Genomic DNA, 18,505 nt, shown 5'->3' with positions numbered 1-18,505 from the left:
TTTGCGCGAATGCTTTGGCTCCTACAGGTGAGTGTTTGCCGCACCAATGTAATTCAACAGGCTCATCTCATTTAGACCGGACATAACAATTTCCCGCAACAAACTTTAAAGGAGATCCCATGTCATTCATAGAATACGCTTTTGTCTTTGCTCTAGTTCTGACCGTACTGCCATTTTCGATCGTGCCAATGGAGGTTTCCCTCAATCAAGACGAAGACGTTGAAGCTTTTTGCCTCTGGGTTTGCCTCGCAGGCTTGATGGCAGGCTTGCCCCTTATTGTGACGACGATGGAGCAGGTTGTTTAGCTTCTTGGCTGAGTTTGTAGTCCAGTAATTTTACTTAACTTAATGAATAAAGTTTGGGTGAAGTACCTTTGGGTTTGGGCATAATTGAGTTTGCTAGCGAGTAACTGGCCGATTCATGACATCCGAACCCTTTTTGACTGTTGACGACCAGCCCATTTCTCTTGGGCAAGCCATTCGATATTTACAGACGGGCAGAAAATTCGACGCATTCATCGGCGAAATCATTCGCCAGTTTGTCGTTGACCAGGAATTACAAACCCGTGAAGACCTTAAAATCAATACGGCCGCAGTTGAGCAGGCTGTGATTGATTTTCGCTTGGAGCAGCAGCTTACTGATCCAAAGCAGTTTCAGGAATGGCTCTCTAGCAATGGGATGGATTATGAGACATTTCACAATCAGGTCTCTTCTGGGTTTAAGCTGCGAAAGCTGAAAGAAGATGTGGCGTTACCCAAGCTGCAAGAATATTTCATTGAGCGCAAAATTTTCTTAGATCGGGTTGTGCTGTCCCGCATCATCGTCGTCGATAAAGAACTGGCTGAGGAACTGAGAAGCCAAATTCTAGAAGAAGGCGCAAAATTTGAACAGCTTGCTAGGGAATATTCCCTGACCGATGACCGCATCGTAAACGGCATGGTCGGTCCAATCAGCCGAGGGACAATGCCAGATACGCTTCGGGCGGCAGTTGATTTGGCGAAGTCCGGAGAAATTGTCGGACCACTGGGAATGGAAGATCGGTGGGGATTATTTCGCGTGGAAGAATTTCTTCCAGCCTCACTTGACGATCTGCAATTAAGGCAAACCCTGATAGACGAGCTATTTGAACAATGGCTGATGGACAAAATTCAGGGATTGCCGATTAAGCTACAGGTGGGCTCATGATTACTGATGACCAGCTAGCCAGCATTCCGTGGGATTCTCCCCCGCTGAACTGGCTATCTGCCGAACAGCAAATTCGACTTAAAGATCAGGCAAGGACTCGCTATTGCGGGTTAGGAGAGGTGATCTGGTCTACAGATACACTTGGAAGCCAGTTTCTAGTGATTTCGGGGAATGTTCGCCTGATTCCTGATCAGGGCAAACCAACGGTGCTGAAGTCGGGTGACTGGTTTGGCGATTTTCCAGAACTAACTGACCAGTGGAAAGCTAGAGCTTCCAGTAAAGAAGTCGTCCTAATTCAATGGGATGCTCAGGTCTGGAAGGCGATCGCTACTCCTGAAATCAAACAATTCTGGCTAACGCTGCGATCGCGCTATCAGCCCGAATTTTCGACCGCACCGCAGCCTGTTTCTGGCTATCCCTTTGTATCGGCAATCAACACCGCTGCTGCCTGTCTGACGATGTTGTGTCAGCACCTAGAGACTCCGGCTCAGTTGGAATGGGTGCAGCGTCAACTCCGAGGACAACGCCCTAAAGATCTGGCGGACACAGGCGAAAAGCTGGGGCTGCAACTGCGACGGGTTTTAGTGAGCAACTGGCAAGACCTGCGGCAGCTTACCCTGCCGGGGCTGATTCGGTGGCGGCAAGAGCGCTGGGTGGTGGTGTATGCAGTGAGGGGCGATCGCCTCGTCATTGCCGATCCAATGAATCCTAGCCAGACCTGCGAAAGCATTCCCAGAGCGATGCTAGAGGAAGTCTGGGATGGGCAGCTCTGGCAGGTCGAACTTGTTCAAAAGCAAGAACAATTCAGCCTGACCTGGTTTTTGCCTGCCGTCTGGCGGTTTCGCAATCTGCTAGGGGAAGTGCTGCTGGCTTCCTTCACCCTGCAACTGCTGGGGCTGGCGACTCCGGTGATCACGCAGGTGGTGATCGATAAGGTGATGGTGCAGGAAAGTTTGGCCACGCTGGATGTGATGGCAGTTGCCCTACTTGCCGTTGCCATCTTCGAGGCGCTGCTGGGCACCCTGCGGATGTTTATCTTCACCCATACGACCAATCGGCTCGATTTGGGGCTCTCTGCCCAGCTTTTCCGGCATTTGCTGCGGCTGCCACTGTCCTACTTTGAGGCGCGGCGGGTAGGAGACACGGTCGCTAGAGTGCAAGAACTGGAGGAAATCCGTCAATTCCTCACCAGCACTGCTCTGACCGTTATCCTCGACAGCATTTTCTCGGTGGTGTACCTGGCGGTGATGTTCTACTACAGCGCTCGCCTAACCGGAGTAGCGTTAGCAGTGATCCCACTATTCGCGATTTTGACGCTGATTAGCACCCCCATCCTGCGAAACTGGCTGAATGAAACCTTTAACCGCAGTGCTGACAGCCAATCTTTTCTAGTGGAGACGGTAACGGGGATTCACTCGGTTAAGGCTCACGCGGCAGAAAAGACATCGCGCGATCGCTGGGAAGGGCTCTACGCCCGCTTCATTCGCACGGGATTCAAAGCCACCACCACCGCTAACATCAGCAACCACATCGGTGACTTCCTCACCAGTTTCTCGGCACTGCTAATTCTTTGGTTTGGTGCAAGGCTAGTGATCAACCAGGACTTCACCATTGGTCAACTGGTTGCCTTTCAAATGCTCTCCGCTAGAGTCACAGGCCCTCTGTTGCGCCTGGTGCAGCTCTGGCAAAACCTCCAAGAAGTGCTGCTTGCCGTTGACCGCATTGGCGACATTCTCAACGTCGCCCCCGAAGCAGAACCCGGAACGGGTTTGGTGTTGCCGCCGCTGAGAGGACAGGTCAACTTTGACCAGGTATTTTTCCGTTATCAGGCGAACCAGGAGCCGATTTTGCGTGGCGTTTCCTTTGACGTAGAACCCGGCATGTTCGTTGGCATTGTTGGACGCAGTGGTTCTGGTAAAAGTACCCTCTCCAAACTGATTCAGCGGCTCTACCAATCTGAGTCAGGGCGAATTTTGATAGACGGGTTTGACATTAAAAGTGCAGACCTGTCCTCGCTCAGGACTCAAATTGCCGTTGTGCTGCAAGAGGATTTCCTATTCAACGGCTCCATTCTGGAAAACATCACGCTGGGAAATCCTGAAGTAACGGCAGAGCAGGTGGTAGAAGCTGCTCGTATGGCTGTTGCCCATGATTTTGTCTGCGATTTACCCGATGGCTATGAAACGGGCGTAGGGGAACGGGGCACTGCCCTTTCTGGTGGACAGCGTCAAAGAATTACCCTGGCACGGCTGTTTCTCTCTCAGGCTCCGATCCTGATCCTGGATGAAGCCACCAGCAGCCTTGACGCAGAAACCGAGCAGCAGGTGCTAGAAAACCTCCAGCGCGTCTCCAAAGACCGCACGATGTTCTTGATTGCTCACCGTTTTGCACCGCTTAAACGAGCTGACCTAATTCTGGTAATGGAAAAGGGTGTCATTGCTGAACGAGGAACGCACGACTCATTGATTCAGCAGAAGGGACTGTACTGGTCGCTCTACCAGCGCCAACAGATGTCTATCTAATCCATTACTTCTTTCCCTCGTTCCCAGGCTCCGCCTCATAATGCTCAACTAGAGGTGCCTCCTCACGAGGCGGAGCCTCGCGACTAGCTGGGAACGAGGTCGAACCTTAACTAAAATTTTAGGAACGTTCGACATATTGCTTCAGCTCTTGCGCCATTCTTCTTAAGCCTTGCTGTTCATCCTGGCGAATGAAGGGAAAAAACAGACGGGTTAACGGTCCAGAAAAGTTTTCTCGGTGAATGTATTTGGTGCGTTTGCCAATATCTAGTAGCTCAAAGACATGCTCGTTGCGAAATCCGGGAGCAGAGGAAAGCCACTGGAGACACACTTCCGGCTGAAGTAGGGTAATCGTAGGTTGAAACTCGGTTTCCTCCTCGCGGGAAACTCGCTTGAGCGATAGCCAGACCATTTTGCCTTGCTCGAAGGGCTGAACCGGATCACGATCATAGAGAAAGGTATTCCACCGAAGCCAATCTTGCTTGTTGAGCAATGCTTGCCAGACTGCTGAGCGGGGCGCGTCAATCTCGATTTCGACGTAGAGACTTGGCATACAGGTGAAATTGATCTACTCGGTGTGACGGAGTACAGTCATGAGTTTATCGCTAGCCTAAGCTGTGAAGGGCTTGCGTACAGCATTAGTCTTTGAGAAATTCCTGGGTAGAGCAATCAGGAACAGGCTCAAAGCTGTAGCATTAAAGTCCTGACTAGATCGACTCGTATTTTTTATCCAAGGAGAGCAGCGGCAGCAGTATGGTCAGCCTGACACCCAATCCTAGTTTTAGTCTAACGATTCGTTTTCAGCTTCCTAATCGGGCAGGAACGCTGGCTTGTGTAACGCAGGCGATCGCCGCTGCTGGAGGCAACATCGGGCAGATTGACCTAATTGAGCAAAATCGTAAAACTCTGGTTCGAGACATTGCAGTTGATGCCTACAGCACTGAACATGCTGAACGGATAGTGGCAGACGTGAAAGCGCTCACAGACATCAAGGTAATCAGCGTTTACGATCGCACCTTCAACCTACATCGCGGCGGCAAAATTAGCGTCCAGAGCCGGATTCCGCTAAAGACTCAGGGCGATTTGGCGATGGCTTATACACCGGGGGTGGGGAGAATCTGTACGGCGATCGCTCAAGATCCAGAACAGGTTTATGCACTGACGATCAAAAGCAATACGGTGGCGATCGTCACCGATGGCAGCGCTGTATTGGGATTGGGCAATTTAGGTCCAGAAGGTGCTTTGCCCGTAATGGAAGGCAAAGCCATGCTGTTTCGCGAATTTGCTGGGATTGATGCTTTCCCCATCTGCCTAGATACACAAGATACCGATGCGATCGTTGAAACGGTAAAAAATATTGCGCCTGTGTTTGGTGGGGTCAACCTGGAAGACATTAGCGCCCCTCGCTGCTTTGAAATCGAAGCTCGACTTCAGCGAGAGTTAAACATTCCGATTTTTCATGACGACCAGCACGGCACCGCTATTGTCACTCTGGCAGCTTTGTTCAATGCGCTGAAGTTTGTGCAAAAGCCGCTAGAGCAGGTCCGAATTGTAATTAACGGAGCAGGCGCAGCAGGGGTGGCGATCGCCCGTCTCTTGCACAAAGCCGGAGCTACAGCAATTTGGATGTGCGACTCACGCGGCATTATTTGCCACAGCCGCACCGATTTAACTGCGCAAAAGCGCGAGTTTGCTGTTGATCAGAGCGGTTCCTTGGCAGATGCAATGGTTGGCGCAGATGTATTTTTGGGAGTCAGTGCGCCTGGAGTGTTATCCCCAGAAATGGTGCGATCGATGGCGAAAGACCGGATTGTATTTGCAATGGCAAACCCGATCCCGGAAATTCAGCCAGAACTCGTAGAAGACGACGTAGCGGTGATGGCAACTGGACGCAGCGACTACCCCAACCAGATCAACAACGTGCTGGCGTTTCCTGGAATCTTTCGGGGAGCGCTGGATTGCCGAGCCGCGGCAATGACCACCACGATGTACCTAGAAGCTGCGATGGCGATCGCCTCTCTGATCAATCCCTCTGAACTTGACTCCGAGCACATCGTCCCCTCGGTGTTTGACGAGCGAGTTGCCCCAACAGTCGCCGCTGCTGTCCAGCGAGCTGCCCGTCAGGAGGGCATTGCTGCCAACTAGCAACGCTGGAAGGGGCGTTCCGCGAAACGCCCCTACGGGATGTCTAGGGGTATGGATTGGGTTGGAAAATTGCTCCTTACCAGCCCCAGGTTCCGGCACTGCCTTTGAATGGACCGACGATATCCTTGGTAATCCAGCCGCCGTAGAAGTCACCGGGCTGGGGCTGCACCTGTTCGCCGTCCACATAGCAAGCTTCCATACGGCTAGGGTAAACCGCTACGTAGTCTTTGAGCGAAGCAAAGCGGGAAGTGGGAGATGGATAAAACCATGCCGCATCCTGAGCCTGCTTATCGTTGACTTGAATCGTGTAGTAAGCTGCCTGTCCCTTCCACTCACAAAAGGTTGAGCGCGAAGTTTGCTTGAAGTACTGCTGCTGAATGTCTTCAGGCGGAATGTAGTAAACCGGCGGGTGACTGGTTTCTAATACCCGCTTGGCGCGATGGGTATCGGCGATCGCCACACCGTTAAAAATAATCTGAATGTGTTTGGTTGAGTCTTCTAGCCGGGGAGGACGGGGATAATCCCAAACAGACTCCTGCCCAGGACCGGGGGCAATACGTTCACGCGACACTGAATTCTCCTCTGCATCATCAAGATCAAAGCTCTGCTAGCTTTTCTTGAATCATAGAAGGCAATCTGTGTCCATCGCCATCTTGCAGCGTGTTCATTTTTTGATTAAGTTCTCGAATCCGTCGAGACAGCAAGCGAATAATGTTCACCGCAATGCCAGGGGTTTCATCGATCGCTTCATAGAGCTGCTGTTGGGTCAGCATCAAGCATTCGCAGGGTTCTAAAGTGGTGACTGAAGCGGAGCGAGGTTCTGCATCAAACAGCGACATTTCGCCAAAACTGTCTCCCTGCTGAAATCTAACAATTTCGTGATTGCCAATGTGAACCCGCACTTGCCCAGACACCAAAATATAGAGCGATCGGCCCTCTTGCCCCTGTGTAAAAATGGTGTGCTTGGTTGGGAAAGATAGCTCATCCATGATGGAAGCTAACCGGACGAGAAAATCATCCCGTAGCTCTGTAAAAATTGGAACTCCCCGAACAAACAGTAGACGATCAACGCTAGTCAGCATAGAAAACCGATATTAAAACTTCCCTGGGCAATCTTGCTTGAACCAAGCCACACCGCTTTCACCTTTCCCTATAGATGCATACCCCCAAAAACGGCAAGTGAGACAAGCGGTCTGCCACTAGCTTGCCCATTTTCAAGCTTTTTTTGTCTGTCAGTCAATGTCGTGGCGATCGCCTAGATCGGCTCAAGCCCAGAATGACCGGGCAACCGTACCGCACCATTTGACTGCCCCTCAACACCAGAAATTGCAGCGTTCAATGGCTCAAGCCCTAATTCTGCCATCATTTGGCGTACTTGAGCTGCAACCAAACGATCTGGATCGTTCTGCAACAGCGGCAGCAGTTCTGGCAGCACTCTGGGTGAAGCAACTTTCAGGTAAGTTAGCACAGCTTCCCGCACAAACCCTGTCGGGTGGCGCAAGCAAGACAGGGTTTGCTCTGAAGTGACGCTCCAGCGAGCTTGACGGGCCAGGTGAAAACAGCAGGATAGCGTCCAGTCTGACAAAAAGCTGCGTAGCTCCAATAAGTGCCGTAACCGCTGACTGGGCGACATCGGCGTGTAAGGCATAATCTCTGCTAAACTTTCCAGCTTCTCAAGTGTAGAGCGGCGATCGAGGATGCTCAACAGGGCTCGTTTACTGGGAATGTCGAGGGTATTATCCAAAATTTCCAGCCCTCTTGCCATGCTGTCGTGGGAGTCAGACTGGAGGTTAAAGGATGCTGCCTGAATTGCGCTAGAAGGATAGAGAAACCGCATCAGCAGAAATAGCCGCTCGAATGCATCGACCTGAGCATCATTCAGCGATCGCCGCAGCAAATCTGCTTCGCGCCCAGACACTCTTTCTGGAGTCAAGTCCAGCAGGGCTGCGTAAACTTGCCCAATGAACAGCAATTCCTGATTAATTAGATTCTCAACCCCGCTTCGCCCTAAGATATCGGCAACTGCATCAATGCCAATCTCTTGCGGTAGCTTTAGCAGAATTCGCAGAATGTTGCGACGAGTTGCTCCCCAGGCAGTCATCAGTTGAGCGACCAGTGCATTCAATGCTTCTATCGTGCCAATTTGACCAATTGCCGTCAGCGCATAGGTTCTGATTAGCTCCGGTTTGCGAACGTCTTCTGCCAGTTCGATTAGCATTGGGATCGCATCATTTTCTAGACGCACCAACGCCCGCATTGCCGCCTCACGGGTAGATTTGTAGTGCAATCCGCGCAGGAGTGAAGGATAGTACTCCTCTAAGTGAGTGGCGGCGATCGCCTCCAGCAAAGCGCACCTCACCCGCAACGACTGATCCTGCAGTAGCGGTCTGATATACAGCCGCAGCGCTTGCAAATAAACTGCCTCACCTAGCGCCCGACAGCCCATCACCCGTTCTCGTTCCCGCATATGGGTCAACATTCGTCGCAGCGTATCCGTTGCTTCTGCCTTTTGACGAGGATTGCCACGCCTGAGCATGAGAGAAGCGGCTGTTCCTCTCACAACTGGATCAACCTCCGACTTCAGATAAGGTCGCAACTCCTGCATATCTGGATCGGGTTCCGTCAGCCAGACATAGCGCAAAGCAACTGCCAAAACTTCTGGCTGCAAGTCAGATTGCTGAATCAGCGCCCTGACTCGATCCAGGTAAATCGGATTGGGAAAGTTGAGCATTGTCTCCAAACTCTGACGCTGCAAAGCAGGAGACATATTTGGCAGAAGCGGAGACAGCACCTCGCCAACATTTTTGGGATCGATATGGGCGAGTAACTCAATGCAAGAATGTTTGTCCGCCTCAGTACCAGGGCGATCGAGCGCTTCCACAACCGCCCGCTTAAATGTTCGCAAATCTACATCTGATAGGCTCAACTGTCCCCGTTCTGCACTGAGTACCAGCAGCCCCAGATATCTAGAGCGCAACAGCAGAACGGCTCCCAGCCAGACCCCTGCAAAAATAAAAATTTGAAATAGAAAGACTCGGCTCTCCAGGTTTTGAAATAGATTAGCGTCTACGTTAGGAAAAAGCCGCTGACAAAGCCAGATGGTAATTAAGATTCCAGCGCCAGTTAAGCCTGAAGAAATCGGTTCAGCAATCCCCCGAACTGTAGACTGAATGCGACTGCGAACCGTATCGGGAATGGGTTGAAAGAGAACCGGGCCAATGCTCGCTAGCAGCGTGTAGCGCAGCAGTTCATCTAAAAACTTGAGAATGATGACGCCCCAAAATAGCCGCAGCAAGTCGATGGAGGAGAGAAAGCTGAGCACCGTGAGCAGGGCCGGGGGGAGAATGGCGATCGCAAACACCCCCAACCGCTCAATTGCTCGCCCTGAAATAAACCACTGTGTAATCAGCTCAAAGATGCCGAGAATGCCGCTAAATAACGCTAAAAAAGCCGCAATATCGGAAACGCTCAAGTTTTGCTCTAGCTGACTGAGATATTGAAAATCAACCAGCAGCGACAAAATCTGCGCCATCACAAAAAAAGCGACGATCAAAATGACATAGCGCTGAAGCGGACCTCGTAGACGACGCGCCGTAAAGTCATGTTGAGTTTCCTGCAATCTACGCTTGGGAGAGTCAGGAAAGGCTTGCTGGTATGCCTCACTGAGATAAAACAAGATCCCCGCCCCAACCAGCAGCATCAAACTTGCCAACAAAATAACGTTAGAGAGTCCGATCCAGGACTGCAAGAGTGGCAAAGAAAATCCGCTCAACACATCAGCCGCCAAAATACCGCTGCTGATTAAAGGATAAGTGCGTTTAATTTCCCGGATGTTAAATAGCTGATTAGCTGTAATGGAAGTGTTGAGTTCATTTAGAACATAGATTGCTTCCAGCCAAAGCCGCATTAAGAAGATGGTATACCCGCCCAAAAAAGCTGGATTCAGCCCTAGACGAAAGACAAACAGCGGCATCGCCATTAGCACCGCAATGATTACGATCACCCGACGCAGCGGCAAAAACTTCTGCATCAGCGAGTAGACAAATCCTAAACCCGTCCCAATTCCGGCACTGGCAATATAAATCCAGGGTAGGGAGTCAGCCCCGTATTCACCCAAAAATAGTGCTGCGGCACTAACCTCCAGCCAGAGAATACCAATAGACGTAGCGGTGTAAAAAGCAAACATGAGGAATGTTCGCTCGCTTTCCTCTGGACGGAGGTTAAACCACTGTAACCACCTCCATTGGGCTGCGTTTTGACTCGCAGCAGACCACCACCCATTCAGATTCATGCAGTCTTGCCCTGCCCTTACAGCTTTTTGTCAATGCTTATCATATAAGCACGCCTTGGAGCTTTCACAGCTATTTTCTGATGAACAAATTTGGACGTGGAAGTCAAACTCCCACGTCCAAAATCCCTATGGTTTCACCACTTCCTGTGTCGCCAGGTAAGCAGTATTCCTACTTCTTGGGAGAGAGCATCATCATCATGTTGCGCCCTTCACGTTTTGGAGCCTGCTGAAGTTCAGCAACTTCTTGCAAATCGGTTGCCATTCTCATCAGCAGGGTTTCTGCCAGGTCACTGTGCTGGATCTCCCGACCCCGGAACATGATCGTAGCTTTAACTTTATCGCCTGCTTTAAGAAACTTTTCTGCCTGGTTTACCCGAACGTGATAGTCGTGATCTTCAATCTTGTATCGCATTTTCACTTCTTTTACGTCAGAAGTGTGCTGCTTCTTCCGGGCTTCCCGCGCTTTCTTTTCCTGCTCAAACTTAAACTTGCCGTAGTCCATGATCCGGCAAACTGGCGGGTCTGCTTTGTCACTGACAAGCACCAAGTCCAGCTCTTTTTCCTCTGCCATTTTCAGGGCATCGCGGGGCACCATAATTCCTAGCTGCCCACCATCTGTATCTATAACCCTAATTTTTGGAAAGCGAATTCGTTCGTTAATAGTCGGTAAGTCTCGGTTTTGCTTGATCAGAGCCATGTGCAATTGTGTTAGCTGTCCTTTGTTAATGTTTTGCGGTTGCGAGAGGGAACTTACTAGGGTTTGCGATAAAACGAGATAACAAACATATTAGATCGCACAGCAGAAAGTGGAACTATAGATTTGTTACCCGCATTCTACTCGGAATTGCAGGGTGTCTGCCTACTACAAATGGGGGAGGGACAGGTGCAGAGTTTGAGCGGATTGCTGAATTTGTTTTTGGAGTTGGGCTGTTCGCTTTGTCAACGGTCTACCCCGGGGGAACTGTGCCAGGGGTGTCAACGGCAAATTCAACGATGTCAGGGCAGTGACGCTCAGTGGCAGGAACCACTGCCCTTGTTTGCGTGGGGGGTGTACGGTGGGGCGCTGAAACGGGCGATCGCCACCCTCAAATATGACGACCAACCTCGTCTAGCACGCCCTTTGGGACATTGGTTAGCTCAGGCTTGGCTAGAGTCATCCCAGCAAAAGATGCTGCGTCAAAAGCCGACGGTCGTGCCTATTCCAATGTACGCTGCCAAAAAGCAGCAGCGGGGGTATGACCAGGCTGAACTGCTGGCAAAACATTTTTGCGAATTCGCAGGTTTGCCTCTGCAGCGGCGAGGTCTAGAGCGGATTCGCTCGACGGAAGCGCAATTTACTCTTTCTGCAACAGCCCGCGAGGAAAATTTGAGCGACGCATTTCGGGTGGGTAAGGAGCTTCAGCGCCATCGCTCATCTGCGGTGCTGTTGCTGGATGATGTCTATACGACGGGGGCAACGGCTCGCTCTGCAATGCAAATCCTGCATCATCATGCGATCGAAGTGGTGGGGTTGGTGGCGATCGCTAAACCCATCATGGAAACCCAAAACAAGCTTGAGCATAAAACTCAAAGCAGCCTATGAGGGGCGCATAATCGGGCGAGTTGGCGGCAATTCGGTAGAGCCAAACACGGGAGTCGGGTCGAGTCCAGCAATTTGCTGAAACTGAGATGGGGTAATGGTGCTAACAATCGGCTGATTTTCCCAAGTTTTGAGTTTGTTATGAGACTGAGTTAAAAACTCAACCCCTCTCAGCATTGGAACGCTTGACCATTGATCGACCAGCGTTTCAACCAAGGCTAGCTCGACCAGGGGCGGTGGATAAATTTGCAGAAGTTCATCCAGATAGGTATTGAATCTATCTACTTCATTGCCGCTCAGCTGATAGCTACTGATGATGTATTTTACGCGCTGCTGGCTTAGCTGTTCCCGAATCTCCATTAAGACCTCAGCCGGAGGGTTTGTCTTTGCTTGTTTGGCGGAGTTGCTATTTCAAGGCGATCGCCAAACCTTGCTTTTAAGATCGTACTCCTAAGTAGATCAAATTGGACTAAATCGACTGAGATTGTACTTGTCTCAATAGATGAAACGTGGGTTTTCTTAAAGTCATGGGCAAGAAAGATAGAGCCAGTCCCACTAAAGCTTTAGGACGAGAAGCAGATTGACCAACCCGCACTAGCGCCTTTCCGGCTTGTGTCTCGCCCGTCTCGATCAGACGCAACCCCAAAAGAAGCTGAGATTCAGCAAGACGCGATCGCCTAATCTGCTCTAGTTTTTCTGACTCAAATTGAAAATTCTCCAGGTATTGGATTTTGTCTTTTAAGTAGGGAATCGCTCGTCCAATGCCCTGTTGCTGAGCATGAAAGCGATATTCCATTAGCCGTTCTGGTAAGTAATAACCCTTTTTACCTGCCAGAGCCAAACGCACCAGCAAATCATTGTCTTCGCAGTTTTGAATATTAGGACGCATGTAGCCCTGTTCTGCTAAAACTTGCCGCCGAAACAAGGTTGCGCCAATTTGAAAACTTTGCTGCACAAATACAACTTCTAGTAAGTTTGGGATGATCCCAGCTGATAAATTGGTGCGCCCCCACTTCTGGGAATTGTCGTCTGTCACTTGCGGATCTCGCGCATTATTAATGTCGATTACCCAGTGATCGGTACCAACAAAATCTACGTCGGGCTGTTCGTCTAAAATCGTCGCAGTTCGTGCCAGGAAGTCAGGCGTGAGGCGATCGTCATCATCAAATTTAATAAAATATTCACCACTGGCAGCTTCAAAACCAGAGCGCATGTTATTGCTCTTGCCAATGTTTCGAGGATGCCGAACGTAGTGAATTCTACGGTCATCGATTTGAGTCACGATCTCAGCCGTGGTGTCGGTTGAGCCATCATCACAAATAATCAGTTCAAAATCCTGGAGAGTTTGCTGAAGCACGCTTTGAATGGCGATCGGCAGCAGTTTCTCTCGATTGTAGGTAGGAATACAAACACTAACTTTAGGCATCTGTTTGAATTGTGGACAGATTAATGAAAGGGGGATCAACAGTCAGACTATGGTTGGTCAATCGCTCTGGTTTTGCAGCTTAAGTCTGATCGCCAGGTTCCTCACGTATATTAGCCAACCCAACAGACCCGATTCTTTAGATGATTGCCGAGAAGCCTTGTGGATTAAGCAACAGAGTTTAATCGGTGCTCGTAAGAATTCTACGGTCGCATAGCCTCGCTCCTAGGCATACAACCCTGGTTGTGCAAACCCAAAATTAAGCTGAGGAACCTTCCCTAGTGGGGATGCGGTCTTAGCAAATGTTAACTAAGTTGAGAAGAATTTAACGTCAGTGGCAGCTTTAAGCCATTCAAGGCAATCAGTTTTTCTAACTAAAGTGAGGTAACTGATGCAGACCCAGGAATTTAAGCACTTTGTCGTCACTCGGATGAACGTGGACTGGCAGATTTCGCGTCCTAGAAGCGATCGCAACGAGCCAGAGTTCCTCAGCAGAAGGTTTGCCTTGTTCGAGCAGATCTGCCTTCCGTCCATCACAGCACAGACCAACAGGAATTTTACCTGGCTGATGCTTCTAGATGCAGCCTTACCGACTCAGTTTAAAGAGAGAGTTGAAAAATATTGCTCGATCGCTCAGCTTGTTCCCATCTACATAGAGAGCCGGGAGACATTGCTAAACTCGGTTAGGCAAGTAGTTAGAGAACACACAGATCAGAATTGCAAGTACTTGATTACGACTAGCTTAGATAGCGACGATGCAATTTCGAAAGATTTCTTGCAGCTAGTTCAAAACCAATTTAGGAAGCAAGAATTCGAATTTATTAACTTTCCGTTCGGCTATTTGTATCGAGTTAGTGAACAGAAGCTTTATCTGAGAGAATGGTTGACTTCGCCATTCCATACATTGATCGAATCCTATCAAGGCGATTTCAAAACCGTTCTTGAATACGGTCATACTGAAATTAGCAACTATAAAACTTACCAGATTGTAGCTGAACCTGTTTGGTTAATGGTGGCTCATGGTAATAATGTGCGAACCAACTTTGATGTCAGTGCTGCATGGCAGCCCGTTAACCGCCTTGGTTCAAATTTTGCAGTTAACCTGGATTTCCCTAAAAGCAGCAGGCTCAAGAGTCTAAAGAGGATGACTGTAGAGATTCTGAATGTTGTGAGAAGCAACAAGGAATGGGATACTTTGAAGGTCAAAACAAGAAAAATTTCTAATATTATTTCTCCCTCTACAGTGCGTACCTTGAGGAAGGTTAAATTCAATTTTTCCAGGCAGGTATAGTACTAGAAGCGTTTACCTGAGTTTTTGAGAAATTTTTTGGATGTAGCGACCCAATTGAGTCGGAAAGTTGACCGCTTGTAAATGTTTGGGCTCTTGATCGGGTTGTTTTAAGAAACGGTAATGTAAAAAGATTTCTCTGTAGCATACATCGACATCCTCTCCTTTGCTCAGGCAGAAAAAGTCTTCTGGAGAGTAATTCATGTAGTGCAAGCGATGAATTGGCTTTAAGCCTTGTTCATTGTAAAGAACGTTATTAATGTTGACGAAAGGATCGGCATCAGCACAGTTGCCAGTCCGTTCCTGCGCGTTGGGACTGAGCGTAAAGTTAAATTGGGAGCGATCGCTTCTCAAGGTCAAATAGTTAAACAGAAAAGCATCATCCCACCATCGAGGAACCCAAGATACTTCCTGGCAATCAATCAGTTTTTGCTTTAGAGCTAATAGTTCTTGCTCCGCAAAAATGCCTCGTTTTGAGCCAAAGAAACTAGAGCAGTGCAGTTTAGTTCTAACCTGAGTTTCAGGGTAGCAACCTGTTTGAGTTGCTAATGCTAAATCAAGGGCAGTCTGCCCCTCTGGTTTGTTATGTTCCCAATCGTTAAATACAAAATCGTAGGTATTTAGCTTTTCAAATATGTCGTCAATCGGCTTCATCGCTAGACTGTCTGCGTCGTAAAATACGAACTGGTCGAACGGTCCGTCAAAAGTAACAAATTTGCGATGCAGCCCTATATTTTTTGCTGGCAAACGAGTTAGCCATTGAGATTGGGCGATAGGATGGGCTGTCCAAACCTGCCGAGCAAAGTCTTCCCAGCGTTGAATTGAGTTCCAGTCTTGAAAAAGTTTTACATTAGGTCTGAATTCTATTTCTTGAGTGATTCTCTCAATCTGATGATCAAAAGGAATAACCAGAATAGGAATATTTGAACTAACGTTTGCTTCGATGCTATTAAGCAGGGCAATGAGTTGGTCATAGACCCGATCATTTGCCAAGGTATAGAGTCCGCGCGATTGCATAAATCCTTTTCTAGAATGCGAAATGCATTAGTTAATTGAAGACTCAAGATGAATTTGAATTGAAAGATTCAAGCTGGTTACTCTTTAAGGTTCCCAATTCTAATTCTGTCTGCTTGTTCAGAAGCTATGGGATGGATTCCTTGAACTGAGGCTAGTTTTTGCTCGTGAGCCGCCAAAGCCAAGTTCTACCTCGTTCTTGATAAGCAGGTTGGACAGATGCCTGCTGCTGTGCTGCGAGTTGCGATCGCAAGGACTGCGAATAGGTCATTAAGAAAACATCACTAAAGCCTGCTCGAACCTGGGGCACGTTCGGATCGACGGTCAGTTGAAGCGTCACGTTTGGATTCAGTAAGCGGCTTAGTGACAAAATTTCACCCGCCCCCATTGAGGTATTTGCAATCAGCAAGGGGCGTGGCGATTGATTGATGATCTTAGCGATAGGCGGATTGTAGTAGCTGATGACTTTGTTCCAGCCGATCGGGGTTTTAGCGCCAATGCTGCAAGAGAGGATGCTGAGGGCGATCGCCCCTGCCAAAACAGCCAGCGCTAACACTTGCTGCCATGAACCAAAAGCATTGGATTCCAGTAGGTTTACCAGGCAATAAGCAACCGCGATTTGAATGCCCAAGTAGCAGGGAATGGCGTATCGCGTAGCGGTGGATCGCTGACCGCCCCAGATCAGATCTGGCAGCAGAATTGTCAAAGCAGTCGTGCCAATTAGAGTGAAAACAAATAGCCAAACCCAAATTGGGGTAGATTGCCAGAGCCAGTAGACTGCACCGATTTCCAACAGCAGCACAAAACCATAGACACCGAAAATACTGGCTGTGTAAGCAAACTGAGAATGAAGTTTGAAGTCTGCATCGAAAAAGATGCGTCTCAAATTCAATGCCCAAACTCTGGCGATCGCCTTCCAGCTAGACGGTCGGTTTGCCCAGGCAGTGGTGGTTTGCACAGAACTGTGGCGGGTGGCGACTGCCCAAATCCAGGGCACGAATGTGAGCAAGGCGACGATTGAAGCCAGCAGATAATGTTCCAGAATTGGAGTCCAGCGAAATTGCTCCACTCCGATCACGTAAATGCCGTTCCCGATCGCCACCAGCCCTGAAAACAGAAATGTATACAGCCCCAGAGAAAGCGTCACAGCGTAAAGCGCCCAGCTGGCAAAGCTATCGACTCGCATCGCGTAAAGCAACGCAGCGCTGGCTGCCAAAATTAGCACTGTCCACAGGCTGTACTGCCTGGCTTCCTGGGCAAAGACGACATGCAGTGGCGAGATCGCAACCAGGGCGATCGCTAACCACGCTACATCCATTGACCCAAATAGCTCCAGGCAAAGCCAGTAGAGACTGGGATACACCAGCAAGCTAAAAATTACAGACAAACTTCTCACTTCTGTTACCGAACTGCCCACCCATTGCGCCCATAACCGGATCAGCGTGTAGTACAGCGGCGGATGCTGTGGCTCTTCTTGGGCGAGTCCTCGAATCGTTCCCCAAATGCCTTTTTGAGCATTGGGATGCTGAAAATTTTGCAACTCTTGCGGCGTAATTTCCTTGCCGTGAAATGCCTGCTGCATCACCTCTGCTTCGCTGTAGCCAGAGATTCGCAGAGACGTGAAAGCTTCGTCGTACCAATAGAGTTTTTGCCCTAAAGCTGTGCATCGAAAGAAGATGCCTAGAGCGAGGATGGCGATCGCACCAAGTTGAATTTCAGTCATGGAAGGTTTGGATTTCTGAAGCATTGCTGTTCACACAGGTGACCCAGTCGCTACGATTAGCTACGATTGCCCTGGTGAAATTGATATCTATCCCAATAATTCCCCTGATGAAGATCCTGATGCTCTCTGCAACGTTCCCTTACCCACCCACACGGGGAGGAACTCAGGTCAGAACGTTTAACCTAATCAAGTATTTGAGCCAGCGTCACGATATCACCCTGATAACACAACGTTCCCCTGATGTAACTGACTCTGAGATAGAGGAATTGCGGCAGGCAATCACAGAATTGGTAGTTTTTCCGCGCCCTCAAGCCGCTGCTAGGCAAAGCATCGGCGGCAAGTTAAAGCGCTTCGGCACCTTTTTGGCTGAGGGAACGCCGCCCAGCGTTCTCTCGATTTATTCGCCTGAGATTCAGAATTGGGTGGATCAGGCAGTACAATCAGGCAAATTTGCAGCCGTGACCTGTGAACATAGTGTAAATGAAATTTACGTGAAGCCAGAATGGCGATCGCAACTTCGCACTATCGTCAACATCCATAGCTCGGTCTACGGCACCTGTAAAAATCAGCTTGAGACGGGCACCTCTGAGAATTGGCTGCGCGATCGCCTTAATCTGCCGCTGCTGCACCGCTATGAACGGCAATATTGCGGCAAATTTTCTACCATCGTGGCGACCACTGAGGAAGACCGAGATCAGCTTCAGCGGTTTAGCCCGAAGACACCGATCGCTGTCATTCCGAATGGCGTGGACTTTTCTGCCTTTCCCTATCGTGCTGCTGATCCGGGAGGGCATCGGCTGATTTTTATCGGCGCGATGGACAACACGCCTAACATTGATGCGGTCTGCTTTTTTAGCCAGGAAGTGTTTCCTAAAATCCAAGCCCTTTACCCCGATGTGACGCTGGAGTTGGTGGGTGCCCGTCCCGTGCCGCAGGTGCAGCAATTGGGCGATCGCTCTGGTGTCACGGTTACTGGGAAGGTTCCCTCGATGGCGGAATACCTGCACCGGGCAACGGTCTGTGTGGTGCCCATGCGAACCGGGTTTGGGATCAAAAACAAGACGTTAGAGGCAATGGCGGCTGGGGTACCTGTGGTAGGCAGCGATCGCGGCTTAGAAGGACTGGCAGTAGATGGCGAAACTAATCCTCTAACGGCTTTACGGGCCAACCAGGTTGAGGAATACGTCAACGCAATTAGCCGCCTATTTGAGAATCCAGAATTGCGGGGTCAATTGTCCAAAAATGGTCGATCGCTGGTCGAGAACACCTATACTTGGGAACAAGCCGGACAGCGCTATGAGCGGGCAATTGTTGAAGGGTAGAAATCTACGCAGTTTT

At 49.6% G+C, this 18,505-nt stretch carries 16 protein-coding genes; 7 read left to right on the top strand and 9 right to left on the bottom strand.

Annotated elements, in window-relative coordinates:
• Positions 1-119: 119 nt before the first annotated feature.
• The 3 genes from H6F88_RS27110 (at position 120) to H6F88_RS27100 (ending at position 3,707) form a co-directional block, all read left to right on the top strand.
• Positions 120-305: a hypothetical protein gene (locus H6F88_RS27110; RefSeq protein ID WP_190645934.1), complete on the top strand. Its 186-nt coding sequence runs from the start codon at positions 120-122 to the stop codon at positions 303-305.
• A gap of 115 nt (positions 306-420) precedes the next feature.
• A complete protein-coding gene (locus H6F88_RS27105; protein WP_190645933.1) occupies positions 421-1,185 on the top strand; it encodes a peptidylprolyl isomerase in 765 nt (254 codons plus the stop codon).
• Positions 1,182-3,707 carry a peptidase domain-containing ABC transporter gene (locus H6F88_RS27100; RefSeq protein ID WP_190645932.1) on the top strand — a complete coding sequence of 842 codons (2,526 nt, stop codon included), beginning with the start codon at positions 1,182-1,184 and terminating at the stop codon, positions 3,705-3,707. The genes H6F88_RS27105 and H6F88_RS27100 overlap by 4 nt, the downstream gene beginning before the upstream one ends.
• 118 nt (positions 3,708-3,825) lie before the next feature.
• Here the strand turns inward: H6F88_RS27100 and H6F88_RS27095 are convergent, their stop codons facing one another.
• Positions 3,826-4,257 carry an SRPBCC domain-containing protein gene (locus tag H6F88_RS27095; protein WP_190645931.1) on the bottom strand — a complete coding sequence of 144 codons (432 nt, stop codon included), beginning with the start codon at positions 4,255-4,257 and terminating at the stop codon, positions 3,826-3,828.
• A gap of 200 nt (positions 4,258-4,457) precedes the next feature.
• On the opposite strand from H6F88_RS27095, the gene H6F88_RS27090 reads away from it, so the two are divergent.
• A complete protein-coding gene (locus H6F88_RS27090; protein WP_190645930.1) occupies positions 4,458-5,849 on the top strand; it encodes a malic enzyme-like NAD(P)-binding protein in 1,392 nt (463 codons plus the stop codon).
• A gap of 76 nt (positions 5,850-5,925) precedes the next feature.
• Here H6F88_RS27090 and H6F88_RS27085 read toward each other — a convergent pair whose 3' ends face one another.
• From H6F88_RS27085 to infC, 4 genes are all read right to left on the bottom strand, one after another.
• A complete protein-coding gene (locus H6F88_RS27085; protein ID WP_190645929.1) occupies positions 5,926-6,420 on the bottom strand; it encodes a DUF427 domain-containing protein in 495 nt (164 codons plus the stop codon).
• A 25-nt stretch (positions 6,421-6,445) separates the two neighbouring features.
• A complete protein-coding gene (locus H6F88_RS27080; protein ID WP_190645928.1) occupies positions 6,446-6,931 on the bottom strand; it encodes a cyclic nucleotide-binding domain-containing protein in 486 nt (161 codons plus the stop codon).
• 173 nt (positions 6,932-7,104) lie between these two features.
• Positions 7,105-10,140 carry an MFS transporter gene (locus tag H6F88_RS27075; RefSeq protein ID WP_199333812.1) on the bottom strand — a complete coding sequence of 1,012 codons (3,036 nt, stop codon included), beginning with the start codon at positions 10,138-10,140 and terminating at the stop codon, positions 7,105-7,107.
• A gap of 169 nt (positions 10,141-10,309) precedes the next feature.
• Positions 10,310-10,837, bottom strand: coding sequence for a translation initiation factor IF-3 (gene infC / locus H6F88_RS27070; RefSeq protein WP_190645927.1), 528 nt, complete (start codon positions 10,835-10,837; stop codon positions 10,310-10,312).
• Between the two features lie 186 nt (positions 10,838-11,023).
• Here infC and H6F88_RS27065 point away from each other — a divergent pair, with 186 nt between their 5' ends.
• On the top strand, positions 11,024-11,722 hold the full coding sequence (locus H6F88_RS27065; protein ID WP_242050734.1) for a ComF family protein: 699 nt from the start codon (positions 11,024-11,026) through the stop codon (positions 11,720-11,722).
• Here H6F88_RS27065 and H6F88_RS27060 read toward each other — a convergent pair.
• Together H6F88_RS27060 and H6F88_RS27055 are read right to left on the bottom strand one after the other, a co-directional pair.
• Complete coding sequence (locus tag H6F88_RS27060) at positions 11,717-12,079, bottom strand: hypothetical protein (protein WP_190645925.1); 363 nt, start codon at positions 12,077-12,079, stop codon at positions 11,717-11,719. The genes H6F88_RS27065 and H6F88_RS27060 overlap by 6 nt on opposite strands.
• Positions 12,080-12,188: 109 nt before the next feature.
• Positions 12,189-13,145, bottom strand: a complete 957-nt coding sequence (locus H6F88_RS27055) for a glycosyltransferase (RefSeq protein ID WP_190645924.1) — start codon at positions 13,143-13,145, stop codon at positions 12,189-12,191.
• A gap of 433 nt (positions 13,146-13,578) precedes the next feature.
• Between H6F88_RS27055 and H6F88_RS27050 the strand changes: the two genes are divergently transcribed.
• Entirely contained in the window at positions 13,579-14,433 is an 855-nt protein-coding gene (locus H6F88_RS27050) for a glycosyltransferase (RefSeq protein ID WP_190645923.1), read from the top strand.
• A 12-nt stretch (positions 14,434-14,445) separates the two neighbouring features.
• On the opposite strand, the gene H6F88_RS27045 is transcribed toward H6F88_RS27050, so the two are convergent.
• Together H6F88_RS27045 and H6F88_RS27040 are read right to left on the bottom strand one after the other, a co-directional pair.
• Positions 14,446-15,447, bottom strand: a complete 1,002-nt coding sequence (locus H6F88_RS27045) for an Npun_R2821/Npun_R2822 family protein (protein ID WP_190645922.1) — start codon at positions 15,445-15,447, stop codon at positions 14,446-14,448.
• Positions 15,448-15,598: 151 nt separating this feature from the next.
• A complete protein-coding gene (locus H6F88_RS27040) occupies positions 15,599-17,167 on the bottom strand; it encodes a glycosyltransferase family 39 protein (RefSeq protein ID WP_190645921.1) in 1,569 nt (522 codons plus the stop codon).
• Between the two features lie 107 nt (positions 17,168-17,274).
• On the opposite strand from H6F88_RS27040, the gene H6F88_RS27035 reads away from it, so the two are divergent.
• The gene (locus tag H6F88_RS27035) at positions 17,275-18,489 is read left to right on the top strand and encodes a glycosyltransferase family 4 protein (protein ID WP_190645920.1); all 1,215 of its coding nucleotides are present in this window, start codon (positions 17,275-17,277) and stop codon (positions 18,487-18,489) included.
• Positions 18,490-18,505 lie beyond the last annotated feature (16 nt).

The sequence above is a fragment of the Oculatella sp. FACHB-28 genome (assembly GCF_014696015.1).
In the GTDB taxonomy this organism is placed as follows: Bacteria; Cyanobacteriota; Cyanobacteriia; order Elainellales; family Elainellaceae; genus JAAUTN01.
Note: the sequence above shows the minus strand (reverse complement) of the source record. Positions and strands in the feature narration are given on the sequence as shown.

Excerpts from the sequence above, each read along its gene's own strand:
- H6F88_RS27110 (WP_190645934.1), top strand. The coding sequence starts at position 120 with ATGTCATTCATAGAATACGCTTTTGTCTTTGCTCTAGTTCTGACCGTA.
- H6F88_RS27105 (WP_190645933.1), top strand. The coding sequence starts at position 421 with ATGACATCCGAACCCTTTTTGACTGTTGACGACCAGCCCATTTCTCTT.
- H6F88_RS27100 (WP_190645932.1), top strand. The coding sequence starts at position 1,182 with ATGATTACTGATGACCAGCTAGCCAGCATTCCGTGGGATTCTCCCCCG.
- H6F88_RS27095 (WP_190645931.1), bottom strand. The coding sequence starts at position 4,257 with ATGCCAAGTCTCTACGTCGAAATCGAGATTGACGCGCCCCGCTCAGCA.
- H6F88_RS27090 (WP_190645930.1), top strand. The coding sequence starts at position 4,458 with ATGGTCAGCCTGACACCCAATCCTAGTTTTAGTCTAACGATTCGTTTT.
- H6F88_RS27080 (WP_190645928.1), bottom strand. The coding sequence starts at position 6,931 with ATGCTGACTAGCGTTGATCGTCTACTGTTTGTTCGGGGAGTTCCAATT.
- H6F88_RS27075 (WP_199333812.1), bottom strand. The coding sequence starts at position 10,140 with ATGAATCTGAATGGGTGGTGGTCTGCTGCGAGTCAAAACGCAGCCCAA.
- infC (WP_190645927.1), bottom strand. The coding sequence starts at position 10,837 with ATGGCTCTGATCAAGCAAAACCGAGACTTACCGACTATTAACGAACGA.
- H6F88_RS27060 (WP_190645925.1), bottom strand. The coding sequence starts at position 12,079 with ATGGAGATTCGGGAACAGCTAAGCCAGCAGCGCGTAAAATACATCATC.
- H6F88_RS27055 (WP_190645924.1), bottom strand. The coding sequence starts at position 13,145 with ATGCCTAAAGTTAGTGTTTGTATTCCTACCTACAATCGAGAGAAACTG.
- H6F88_RS27045 (WP_190645922.1), bottom strand. The coding sequence starts at position 15,447 with ATGCAATCGCGCGGACTCTATACCTTGGCAAATGATCGGGTCTATGAC.
- H6F88_RS27040 (WP_190645921.1), bottom strand. The coding sequence starts at position 17,167 with ATGACTGAAATTCAACTTGGTGCGATCGCCATCCTCGCTCTAGGCATC.
- H6F88_RS27035 (WP_190645920.1), top strand. The coding sequence starts at position 17,275 with ATGAAGATCCTGATGCTCTCTGCAACGTTCCCTTACCCACCCACACGG.